This is a genomic window from Stenotrophomonas sp. RS-48, from assembly GCF_030053245.1.
Lineage (GTDB): Bacteria > Pseudomonadota > Gammaproteobacteria > Xanthomonadales > Xanthomonadaceae > Stenotrophomonas > Stenotrophomonas maltophilia_P.
Genome location: NZ_JASGBV010000042.1, coordinates 31,758 through 43,281 on the forward strand (window position 1 = coordinate 31,758; position 11,524 = coordinate 43,281).

At 67.2% G+C, this 11,524-nt stretch carries 11 protein-coding genes; 10 read left to right on the forward strand and 1 reads right to left on the reverse strand.

The genetic code is table 11. From position 1 onward, the window contains the following. Nucleotides 1-12 precede the first annotated feature (12 nt). From QMZ25_RS08710 to map, 5 genes are all read left to right on the forward strand, one after another. Nucleotides 13-2,214 (forward strand): TonB-dependent siderophore receptor, encoded by a 2,202-nt coding sequence (locus QMZ25_RS08710; RefSeq protein ID WP_283219466.1) that lies wholly within the window; start codon nt 13-15, stop codon nt 2,212-2,214. Nucleotides 2,215-2,351: 137 nt separating this feature from the next. Beyond that, a complete protein-coding gene (locus QMZ25_RS08715) occupies nt 2,352-3,482 on the forward strand; it encodes a metallophosphoesterase (RefSeq protein WP_283219467.1) in 1,131 nt (376 codons plus the stop codon). Nucleotides 3,483-3,544: 62 nt separating this feature from the next. Further along, nucleotides 3,545-3,904 carry a VOC family protein gene (locus QMZ25_RS08720; protein ID WP_283219468.1) on the forward strand — a complete coding sequence of 120 codons (360 nt, stop codon included), beginning with the start codon at nt 3,545-3,547 and terminating at the stop codon, nt 3,902-3,904. A gap of 70 nt (nt 3,905-3,974) precedes the next feature. Beyond that, the gene (locus QMZ25_RS08725; protein WP_053517372.1) at nt 3,975-4,187 is read left to right on the forward strand and encodes a ParD-like family protein; all 213 of its coding nucleotides are present in this window, start codon (nt 3,975-3,977) and stop codon (nt 4,185-4,187) included. A 7-nt stretch (nt 4,188-4,194) separates the two neighbouring features. Then, the gene (gene map / locus QMZ25_RS08730; RefSeq protein WP_065174740.1) at nt 4,195-4,977 is read left to right on the forward strand and encodes a type I methionyl aminopeptidase; all 783 of its coding nucleotides are present in this window, start codon (nt 4,195-4,197) and stop codon (nt 4,975-4,977) included. On the opposite strand, the gene QMZ25_RS08735 is transcribed toward map, so the two are convergent. Continuing rightward, on the reverse strand, nt 4,974-5,588 hold the full coding sequence (locus QMZ25_RS08735) for a LysE/ArgO family amino acid transporter (protein ID WP_065181142.1): 615 nt from the start codon (nt 5,586-5,588) through the stop codon (nt 4,974-4,976). The genes map and QMZ25_RS08735 overlap by 4 nt on opposite strands. A 105-nt stretch (nt 5,589-5,693) precedes the next feature. On the opposite strand from QMZ25_RS08735, the gene QMZ25_RS08740 reads away from it, so the two are divergent. The 5 genes from QMZ25_RS08740 (at nt 5,694) to QMZ25_RS08760 (ending at nt 11,368) form a co-directional block, all read left to right on the forward strand. Beyond that, nucleotides 5,694-6,587, forward strand: coding sequence for a LysR family transcriptional regulator ArgP (locus QMZ25_RS08740; RefSeq protein WP_283219469.1), 894 nt, complete (start codon nt 5,694-5,696; stop codon nt 6,585-6,587). A gap of 132 nt (nt 6,588-6,719) precedes the next feature. After that, nucleotides 6,720-8,072 carry a TolC family protein gene (locus tag QMZ25_RS08745; protein ID WP_283219472.1) on the forward strand — a complete coding sequence of 451 codons (1,353 nt, stop codon included), beginning with the start codon at nt 6,720-6,722 and terminating at the stop codon, nt 8,070-8,072. Beyond that, on the forward strand, nt 8,065-9,075 hold the full coding sequence (locus QMZ25_RS08750) for an efflux RND transporter periplasmic adaptor subunit (RefSeq protein WP_253118974.1): 1,011 nt from the start codon (nt 8,065-8,067) through the stop codon (nt 9,073-9,075). The genes QMZ25_RS08745 and QMZ25_RS08750 overlap by 8 nt, the downstream gene beginning before the upstream one ends. Beyond that, nucleotides 9,060-10,247 carry an ABC transporter permease gene (locus tag QMZ25_RS08755; RefSeq protein ID WP_283219470.1) on the forward strand — a complete coding sequence of 396 codons (1,188 nt, stop codon included), beginning with the start codon at nt 9,060-9,062 and terminating at the stop codon, nt 10,245-10,247. Before QMZ25_RS08750 ends, QMZ25_RS08755 begins: the two co-directional genes overlap by 16 nt. Then, a complete protein-coding gene (locus QMZ25_RS08760; protein ID WP_180877122.1) occupies nt 10,244-11,368 on the forward strand; it encodes an ABC transporter permease in 1,125 nt (374 codons plus the stop codon). The genes QMZ25_RS08755 and QMZ25_RS08760 overlap by 4 nt, the downstream gene beginning before the upstream one ends. Nucleotides 11,369-11,524: the final 156 nt, after the last annotated feature.

Below are 11,524 nucleotides of genomic sequence, written 5' to 3' on the forward strand. Positions count from 1 at the left end.
TCCACCATGTACATGACGTCCTCTGGCGCGCTGCGCCGGAATGCCTTGGCTTTGTCGATCGCCTGCGCCGCCGCGCCGGCCTTCGCCCAGGACAGCGCGCCGACCACCACCGAACTGGACCGGGTGATGGTCACCCAGCGCACCGAGGGCTACCAGGTCTACGGCACCAATACCGCCACCAAGCTGCCGCTGACCCTGCGCGAAACCCCGCAGTCGCTCACCGTGTTCACTCGCCAGCGCATCGAGGATTTCAACCTCATCACCATTTCCGAGGTGCTGCAGCAGACCCCGGGCGTGACCATCCAGTCCTATGACAGCAACCGCACGCTGTTCAACGCACGCGGCTTTGCCATCAACAACTTCATGTTCGATGGCATCCCCACCAACTACACCACCGGTGCGGGCGGCAACTCGATCCTCAGTGACACCTCCATCTACGAGCGCATCGAAGTGGTGCGCGGCGCCAGTGGCCTGGTCACCGGCTCGGGCAACCCATCGGCCACGGTGAACATGGTGCGCAAGCGCCCGACCGAAACCTTCCAGGCCAGCACCAGCGTCAGCGCCGGTTCGTGGGACTACAAGCGCGCCGAAGTGGATGTATCCGGCCCGCTCAGCAAGGGCGGCCGCGTGCGTGGACGCTTCGTCGGCGCCTACACCGACAAGGAAAGCTGGGTGCGCTTCCAGCACGATACGTCGCCCAGCCTGTATGCCGTGATCGAAGCCGACCTGACCGACAGCACCCGTCTGCGCGCCGGTATCGATTACCTGGAGACCGGCTCCGATGGTGGCGCCTGGAGCGCCTCGCCGCTGTACTTCCGCGATGGCACGCGCGCGCACATGCCGCGTTCCTACAGCGCTGCCGCACACTGGAACGAATGGAACCGCGAGAGCACCAACTACTTCGCCACCCTGGAACAGCAGTTCGGTGCCGGCTGGAGCGGCCGCCTGGCCTACAACCACCGCGCCACCGACACCGACTCGCTGCTGCTGGCCGGTTCCAACACCGGCAACTGGGCCGACGCGACCACCGGCCTGGGCCTGCGCATTGCCGATACCTATTCGGTGTCCGAAACCCGCGAGGATGCGTTCGACCTGTACGCCTCCGGCCCGTTCCAGCTGTTCGGCCGTTCGCATGAACTGGTGGTGGGCATCAACCACTACGACCGCGACCTGGACACCATCCGCGCCGGCATCACCTCGCGCCCGTACAACGTGGCCGCCTTCCCCAGCATCTTCAGCTGGGATGGCAACATCGGCAAGCCGACCACCTACGACTACGGCATTCCGTCCAGCACGGTGAACACCACCGAGACCGGCTACTACACCGCGGTGCGCCTGAGCCCGATCGATCCGCAGAAGATCATCGCGGGCGCGCGCTACTCCGATTACCGCACCACCACCGACAACTACAACACCGACGGGGGGTTCACCAGCCGCAGCGCGCGCACCACCGCGCACGAGCTGACCCCCTACGTGGGCGTGCTGTATGACCTGAGCAGCAGCATCACCGCCTTCGCCAGCTACTCGGACGTGTTCCAGGCCACCGCGCGCCGCGACATCAACAACCAGCTACTCGACCCGACCACCGGCGGCAACTACGAGTACGGCCTGAAGAGTGAATTTTTCGACGGCCGCCTCTACGCCTCGTTGAACGGCTTCTACATGAAACAGGACAACGTGGCCGAGCTGGACCCCAACGGCGGCGAGATCAAGCTGCCCGATGGCAGCTCGCCCTACATCGCCAGCAAGGGCATCACCACCCAGGGTGGCGAGTTCGAGGTGTCCGGCTCGATCACCGACCACTGGAGCATGACCGGCGGCTACACCTACAGTTACAGCAGCAACCCCGATGGAAGCCGCTTCGCCAGCACCAGCCCGATGCATCTGGCGCGCTTCAACACCACTTACAGCCACGGCCAGTGGACGGTCGGCGGTGGGTTCAGCGTGCAAAGCGATATCTACCAGATGCAGCCGATCCCCACCGGCCGGTTCAATGCCAACGGGACCCCGGTCACCGCCACCGGCAAGATGAGCCAGGGCGGGTATGTGCTGTTCGACCTGATGGGACGCTTTCGCATCAACGACAACCTGAGCGTGGGCGTGACGGTCACCAACCTGTTCGACAAGGTGTATTACCGCAATGTCGGCTTCTTCAACTCGGGCTACTGGGGCGAGCCGCGCCGCGTGCTGTTCAACCTGCGCGCGAAGTTCTGATGCCACCGCGCGGCGTCGGCCACCCGATCCCGCACAGTGACCCCCACCTTCGGCGCATGTTGCCAGGATAGGCAACGGGATAGCATCACAGGCGGGCCTGCGGGCCCGCCTTATCGTTGCCTGCCGAGGAACCGCCCATGCTGCGCCACCCCTTGCCCCGACCTGCCCTGCTGCTGATGGCGCTGGCCCTGCTGCTGGCTGCATCCTCGCTGCAGGCACGTGAGGTGGCCGCACCGGCCGAGCACGTGGACGCCGATGGTCCCTACGTGTTCCGTGTGGGCGACCGGCTGCGCGCCACGTGGATCTGCGGCGACCAGGTGCAGCGGCGCACCCTGCCCTCCAATGCCAGCGGCACGGAGTTCGTTCCGCAGTGCGGCTACGGCCACAGCGTGCACGTGCTGCCACCGGTCGCGCCTTCGGTGTCGGAGCTGCCTGCGGTACCGCGCATCGTCGCCCTGTCCGACATCCACGGCCAGTACGACCTGCTGGTACGACTGCTGCGCGCCCACCATGTGATCGATGCGCAGGACCGCTGGGCCCTCGGCCAGGACACCCTGGTGGTCGCTGGCGACGTGTTCGATCGCGGCCCGCAGGTCACCGAAGCGTTCTGGCTGTTGTATGGCCTGCAGCAGCAGGCGGTGGCCGCCGGCGGTGCGGTGCACTTCGTGCTCGGCAACCACGAGACCATGGTTCTGTACGACGACCTGCGCTATGTCAATCCGAAGTACCTGCGCAGTGCGCAGTTGCTCGGCCGCAGCTATCCGCAGCTGTACGGCGCCGATTCGGTGATCGGGCAATGGCTGCGGACGCGGCCGGTGCTGCTGAAGATCGGCGACACCCTGTTCCTGCATGGCGGCATCTCGCCCGAAGCGGTGGAACTGGCACTGCACCCGGCACGCACCAATGCCGCCTACCAGGCCTCGCTGGGATTGCCCAAGGCCGAAGTGAAGGCCGACCCCGCAACTGCACCGCTGTACGACGGCAAGACCAGCCCCATCTGGTACCGCGGCTACTTCGATGGCCGTCTCGATGCACGGGGCGTGCAGGACGTGCTCGACACGCTGCAGCTCAAGCGCATCGTGGTCGGCCACACGTCGATGCCGCATGTCAGCACGTTCCATGGTGATCGCGTGATCGCCATCGACAGCAGCATCAAGAACGGCGAGAACGGCGAGCTGCTGTTCATCGAGGATGGCCGGCTCAGCCGCGGTCTGCTGGACGGCTCACGGTTGCCGCTGGTCCAGGGGCAACCCGGCCTGCAGGACTGACCACGAAGGTGGCGGCACCCTGCCGGCGATACACTGCCGGCTCACCCCTGCGAGCCACCATGATGCGCCAGACCGTCATCCCGCAGCTGCGCATGCGCCACGCCGATGCCAGCCTGCCCTTCTACGTGCAGGGCCTGGGATTCGTCGTCGACTGGGAGCATCGGTTCGAGCCGGGGTTTCCGTTGTTCGCCCAGCTCACCCGCGACGGCCAGACGCTGTTCCTCACCGAGCACAGCGACGACTGCGAAGTGGGCGGCGCGGTCTACTTCATCGTCGAGGATGTCGACGCGCTGCACCGCGCCTTCAGTGCCGCGGGGGTACCGATCGAACAGCCGCCGCATGACACCGAGTGGGGCAGCCGCGAAATGCTGCTGCTCGATCCGGACCACAACCGCCTGCGCTTCGCCACCGCAACGGACTGAGTCCTCGCAGGCTTGAGAGGGATATACGAAACATATACGATACGTATATTCCTCTTACCTGGATCCGCCCATGGGCATCGTCAACATCGATGACACCCTGCACGACCAGCTGCGCCGTGCCTGCACCGTCTCCAGCCGCTCGATCAACGCCCAGGCCAGTTTCTGGATCCGCGTGGGCATGCTGTGCGAAATGAATCCGACGCTGAGCTTCCAGGACATCGTGGCCAGCGAACTGCGCGCCGCCGGCGTGCAGCCACAGCCGCTGGCACCCGCACGGGCCTGACGTGAGCATCATCAAGCGGCCCGACGAGATCGCGCTGATGGCCGAATCCGGCCGCCTGCTGGCACAGGTGTTCGCCGCGCTCGACAGATGGCCACTGCAGGGCCGCAGCACGATGGAGATCAACGACTTCGTCGAACGGATGATCGTCGACGAGCTGCAGGCGCGGCCTGCCAGCAAGGGCCAGTATGGCTTTCCGTACGTGCTCAACACCTCCATCGACAACGTGGTCTGCCACGGGGTGCCCAGTACCGCAGACGTGCTGCGTGAGGGCCAGATCGTGAATCTCGACATCACCCTGGAAAAGAACGGCTACATCGCCGATTCCAGCACCACCTACCCGGTCGGCGCGGTCACCCCTTCCGCACGGCGGCTGGTGCGGACCGCCTACGAAGCGATGTGGAAAGGCATCGCCGTGGTACGGCCCGGCGCGCGCCTGGGCGACATCGGCCACGCCATCGCCCGCTACGCTCGCCGCCACGGCTACAGCGTAGTAAAGGAATACTGCGGCCATGGCATCGGCCGGGAGATGCACGAAGAACCACAGATCCTGCATTACGGCCATCCCAACACCGGCAGGGTGCTGGAAGAAGGCATGGTGTTCACCATCGAACCGATGCTCAACCAGGGCAGGCCGGCGATCCGCCAGCGCGCGGGCGAATGGCCGGTCTATACCCGCGACGGCACGCTGTCGGCACAGTTCGAGCACACCGTGGCCGTGACCCGCAAGGGCGTGCGGGTGCTGACGCTGCGCCCCGACGAGACGCCGTTGTGCGCGGTGGACGCGGCCTAGAGCGGACGCAACAGCAACAGGGTGGCGAGGCAGAACATGAAGATCGCCACGCCGGCATCCAGCACCCTCCACGCGCTCGACCTGCGGAACACCGGCTGCAGCAGGCGGGCGCCATAGCCCAGCGTGCAGAACCAGGCCACGCTGGCCACGCAGGCTCCGGCGGCGAACGCCCAGCGCAGATCGCCCGGATAGCGCGTGGACAGGCTGCCCAGCAGCACCACGGTATCCAGGTAGACGTGCGGGTTGAGCAGGGTGAAGGCCAGGCAGGTCAGCAGTACCTCGCGCCCGCTGCCGCCCTGCGCCTCGGCGGCGGCCAGCGCACTGCCACCACGCCACGCGCGTAGTCCCGCCTGCAGGCCATACCACAGCAGGAACGCCGCACCACCAAAGCGCAGCACCTGCAGCAGCAGCGGCCACTGCAGCACCAGCGCGCCCATGCCACCGATACCGGCCAGTATCAGCACGATGTCCGCGCCGGCGCAGGCCAGCACCACCTTTCCCACATGACGCTGCTGCAGGCCCTGCCGCAGTACGAAGGCGTTCTGTGCACCGATGGCGATGATCAGGCCGGCACCTGCGAACAGGCCGGCGGCGGCAGCGGCGATCCACATGGGGCAGGCATGGCAGCGAGGGGACGCGCAGAGTGCGGCCGCCGCCCCTGTTTAGACAATCTGATTTTTCTTTATCCTGTGCAGAGAAACTGAAGAGGCACCGGCATGGATCTGCTACATCCACAACTGGCTGCGTTTGCTGCGGTGCTGGAGGAAGGCAGCTTCGACGCTGCAGCCCGACGCCTGTCGATCAGCCCGTCGGCGCTGTCGCAACGGATCAAGGCACTGGAGGACCGGCTCGGCCAGGTACTGGTGGTACGTCAGGCACCGTGCCGACCCACCGCCACAGGTGAAGCGCTGCTGCGCAGGGTGCGACCGATGCAGACGCTGGAGGCCGAGGCGCTGGCCGAACTGCTGCCCGAACGCGGCAGCGATGCCCCGCGCACACCGATCCCGTTGGCGGTCAACGACGACTCGCTCGATACCTGGTTCGTGCCGGCCATCGCCGAGCTGCACCAGCGCCATGGCTATCTGTTCGACCTGCGCATGGATGATCAGGACCACACCCTGCAGTTGCTGCGAGATGGCAGCGTGCTCGGCGCGGTCACCGCCGAAAGCCAGCCGGTGAAGGGCTGCAACGTGCATCCGCTCGGCGCCATGCGTTACCACGCCATCGCCTCGCCCGGCTTCGCCCGCCGGCACTTCAGCGAGGGCATGCAGGCTGCGGCGCTGGCACGTGCGCCGATGCTGGTGTTCAACCGTAAAGATGAACTGCAGTGGCGCTTCGTGCGGCGGCTGACCCGTGCGCGGCTGCAGCCACCGCTGCATTATCTGCCCTCCTCGACCGGCTTCGTCGAAGCCGCCGTGTGCGGACTGGGCTGGGGCATGGCCCCGGAAACCCTGGTGGGGCCTGCCGTGCATGCCGGCCGCGTGGTGGTACTGGAACCCCGCCGCTGGCTCGACGTGCCCTTGTACTGGCAGCACGCGGCCGTGCGCTCAAGCACGCTGCAGCACATCACCCAGGCATTGCGCACGGCGGCCAGCGGCGCCCTGCGCTGAGGTCCATACGATGACCGCAGACCCGGGCTTCACGCGCAGACCACTAACGTTTGCTCACTTCTTAACTACAGGAACGGCATGCGTGTGAGCCGCCCACGGACAAGGATGCGCAGCGCGATGGGCGTCGCCGGCATGGCCTTTGCGGCCTGCTTGCCCTTTGCCACGTCAGCGCAGGCCATCACCGATACACCGGCATTGGACTGGGAACAGGCGCGGCAGCGGTTGGAACAGGTTTCCGACGCGCTGGCCGCGGCCGACGCCGCCGTCCGCAACAAGCAGGATCTGCAGGAGGCCACGCGCCTTCTGCGCCTGCCGGAGATCACCGGCGAGGTCCGCCGCCTGCAGTTCCAGAAGACCCTGACCCTGCCACTGGGCTCGCTGGCACCGGTGGCCGAGGCCTTTGGCATCGATTCCCCCCTGTCGTTCACCGAACGCGACTGGCGCACCCGCCCGGTCGTCACCGCTGTGCTGCCGCTGTACACCGGTGGCGTCATTCCTGCCGCACAGCGTGCCGCCAGCGCAGCCCACGAGCAGGCCAGCGCGGAACGCGAAGCACAGCGGCAGTCGTTGACCGTGCAGCTGGCCCAGGCCTACTTCGGCCAGCGCCTGGCCGAGCAGGCGGTGGACGTGCGTCGTGACGTCCGTGATGGCCTGGAACGCCACCTGGCCGATGCGCTGAAGCTGGAGCGCGAAGGCTTCGCCACCCGCGCGCAGCGACTGCAGGCCACCGTGGCGCGCGACAAGGCAGAGCGCGAGTACCAGAAGACCGTCAACGACCTGGCCACGTTGAAGGCCGCGCTGGCCACCCTGCTGCGCAGTGGCGGCGAGGTGCAGCCGGTATCACCCCTGTTCGTGCAGCGCGTGCCGCTGGAGCCGGCCGCCAGCTTCGAGCGCATCGCGCAGGCACGGCAACCCCAGATCGCACGGCTGCGGGCCATGGTGGCGCAGGCCGAACAGGGCGTGCGCGTACAACAGGCCAAGCTCAAGCCGCAGATATTCGCCTTTGGCCAGTACGACTTCCGTCGCCGCGACGAGATGCTGACCGATCCGGACTGGGCGTTCGGCATCGGCCTGAAGTACACCTTCCTGTCGCCGAACTCGCGACCGGCGCAGATCAGCGCGGCACGTGCGCAGCAGGAGCAGGCGGAAGCCGGACTGCGCGAAGCCGAGAACCAGGTCGCGCTCGGCGTGCGCAAGGCGTGGAACGAGCTGGAAACGGCACGCCAGCAGTTCGTGCTGCTCGACAGCAGCATCGCCCAGGCACAGGAGAACCTGCGCCTGCAGGAGCTGGCATTCCGCGAGGGGCAGTCCACGTCGCTGGACGTCATCGATGCGCGGCTGGGTCTGGGAGGCGCTCGCGTGGAGCGTGCACAGGCCGCCTACCAGTACGATATCGCGCTGGCACAGCTGCTGGAGATCAGTGGGCAGATGGACCGCTTCGAGGAATTCCGGCGTCGCGCAGATGAGGTGATCGACCATGAGTGACGTATTGCAGGATGAAGCGACACCACCAGGCAAGCGCCGGCTTGGCCGGATCCTGCTCGTGGTGCTGCTGGTAGTGGTGGCGCTGGGCCTGTGGCTCGCCTGGCGCAGCCCGGCCGACCAGATCCAGGGCATGGCCGACGCGGACACGATCAACGTCGCAGCGAAGATCACCGCCCGTGTCGCCGAGCTGAAGGTTCGCGAAGGCGACCGCGTGCAGGCCGGTCAGGTCGTGTTCCTGCTCGACAGCCCCGAAGTGACGGCGAAGGAACAGCAGGCACGCGGCGCTCTGGCCGCTGCGCAGGCGGTGGCCGACAAGGCTGCCGAAGGTGCGCGCAGTGAGGACATCCGTGCTGCCGAAGCCAATTGGAAGCGTGCCGAAGCCGGAGCAACGCTGGCCGAAGCCACCTACCGCCGCGTGGAGAACCTGTTCAACGAAGGGGTGATGACCCGGCAGAAGCGCGACGAAGCACTCGCCCAGTCCACCAGTTCGCGCGAGCTGGCCCGTGCCGCCCGTGCGCAGTACGACATGGCACTGGCCGGTGCGCGGGAACAGGACAAGCGTGCCGCGCAGGGCCAGGTACAGCAGGCGCAGGGCGCCGTGGCCGAAGTGGATGCGGCCCGCGTCGAAGTGGAGGGCCGTGCACCGGTGGCCGGCGAGATCAACAAGCGCATGGCCGATCCCGGCGAACTGGTACCCGCCGGCTACCCGGTATTCACCCTGGTCGACATCGACCGCATGTGGGTATCGATGAACCTGCGCGAATCACAGATGCAGGGCCTGAAGGTCGGCAGCACGCTGCGTGGCAGCGTGCCGGCCCTCGGTCAGGATAGCGAGTTCAAGGTCTACTTCATCAACCCGGCCGGCGACTATGCCACCTGGCGTACCACCCGGCAGTCGTCCGGCTACGATGTCCGCAGCTTCGAGGTGCGGGTGCGCCCGGTACGCCGCATCGAGGGCTTCCGCCCCGGCATGAGCGTGCTGTTCGCATGGCCCCAGCACTGAGCCCTGGTGGCAACGGCTTTGCTGCTGCCTGGCAGCGCGAGCTGCGGGGTCTTGGTGGCAACCGTGCCGACCTGGCGCTGGTCACGGTGCTGCCGCTGCTGATGCTGGTACTGATGGCCTGGATGTTCACGCCATCGGTCATGCGCGATGTACCCATCGCCGTGGTCGACCTCGATCACAGCAGCGACAGCCGGCAATTGCTGCGCATGCTCGATGCCAGCCCGGGGGTCCGCGTCGCCCGCCAGCCCGCCGACATGGACACCGCGCGCTCGCAGCTGCGCAGCCTGGAGGTGTTCGCAGTGGTGCTGGTGCCGCGCGACGTGACCCGTCAGGCCCTGCGCGGCCGCCAGGGCACGGTGTTCGCTTATTACAACGCCACCTACATGACCACCGGACAATCGGCCGCGCGCGATATCGCCGATGCGGTGTCGGCCTGGAATGCACGCATGCTGCGCGAGCGCATCGGCCTGCAGGTGGGGCCCGCAAAGCTGCGCGCCGCCCCGATCGCCGTGCAGTCCGACATCCTCTACAACCCGGCACGCAGTTATGAGCTGTTCCTGCTGCCGCTGATCTTCCCGGCCGTCCTATCGCTGGTGCTGGCACTGGCCGTGGCCGGAAGCGTGGGCCGGGAAATCCGCGATGGCACCCTGCCGGCCTGGCTCGGTGACACCCCGTGGGCCTCGATCGCCGGCAAGCTCGCGCCCTACGTACTGTTGTTCGCGTTGTACGGCACGCTGGGCGTCGGCTACCTCGCATGGCTGCGGGGGGACGGCATCGCCGGCAGTCTGCTCCTGCTGCTGGCTGCGCAGCCGGCGTTCTACCTGGCCACGGCCGCATATGCGTTGTTCTTCGTCGGCATTGCCCGTGACATGGGTACCGCGCTGTCGGTGGTCGGCCTGACCATCGGCACAGCGCTGGCCTTCTCCAGTGCCACCTTCCCGGTACTGGATGGCCCGCTGTTCACCCGCATCTGGCACCAGCTGCTGCCACTCAGCGCGTACATCAAGGTGCAGACCGAGCAGCAGTTCGTCGGCGCACCGCTGTCCGTCTCGCTGTGGCCCTTGGCCACGCTGGTGTTGATGTCGGTGGTGGCCGGCGGCATCGGCAGCCTGCGGTTGATCGCTTTCGGCCGCACCCCGGAGGCCGCGCGACCGGCCGGGGCCGACGCATGAGCGCGGTCTGGCGCAGCCTGCGGCAGACCCTGCTGGCGGTGCTCGGCGACCGCTATGCCATCGTGGTGATGGTCGGTGCAGTCATCCTGTACTCGTTCTTCTATCCCGCCGCGTACCGCCACCAGGTGGCCGGCAATCTGCCGGTGCTGGTGGTCGACCAGGATCACAGTGCCACCAGCCGCGAACTGCTGCGCACCCTCGATGGCCTGCGCGTGGCCCGCGTGGTCGGCCAGCCGGCGGATCTGGACAGCGCGCGCCGCCAGCTGGAAGCGGGGCATGCCGAAGGCATCGTGCTCATCCCCGCGAACCTGGAGCGCGACATCCTGCGTGGCCAGCCAGCCAAGCTGGTCCTGCTGGGCAATGGCGCCTACCTGGGACGCGCCAGCTGGGTGCTGGGCAGCATCGCCGATGCGCTGGGCACATTCGGCCGCGACGCCGCCGTGACCCAGGCCGCGTTCATGGGCGCGCCGCAGGCAGCGCCGGTCACTCTCGTGCAGCGGCCCCTGTACAACACGCAGGAAGGCTATGGCAGCGCCATCGTGCCCGGCGTGGCCGAACTGATCGTGCACCAGACACTGCTGATGGGCATCGGCGTACTGCTGGGCGGGCGGCGTCTGGTACTGGGCCGCCGACTGCACTTCGATCTGCCGACTCTGGCAGGCATGGCGATGGGCTTCGGCCTGATCGGGCTGTTCGGCCTGTTCTACTACGCCGGCTTCACCGCCTGGGTACAGGACTACCCGCGCGGCGGAAATCCGCTGGGCCAGCTGCTGGGCGGCACGCTGTTCGTTGCCGCCACCGTGGCCTTCGGGCTGTTCATCGGCAGCTTCTTCCGCACCCGCGAACGCGCCTTCCAATACATCATCGCCACCTCCATTCCGCTGTTCTTCCTCGCCAACCTCTCCTGGCCGGTGGTGATGACGCCCCGCCCGCTGGTGTGGCTGGCGCAGCTGCTGCCGACCACCTCCGGCATCAATCTGATGGTGCGGTTGAACCAGATGGACGCACGCCTGGACGAAGTCAGCCGTGAACTTGCCACGCTCGCGGCGCTGCTGGTGATCTACGGCGGTCTTGCCATCTGGCGGCTGCATGGCAGGCCGTCGGGCGGGGTGCGCCCCTGAGCACAGACAAACGCCGGCACGGAGCCGGCGTTCGTTGCATCACTACGTGGAAGGGGAAAACGGCGATCAGCGGTAGACGCGCTCGCAGCGACGTTCCACCACCCGATCGCCGGTCTTCTGCTGGTGGTTGCCCTGGATCTGTCGTCCGGCGGCGCC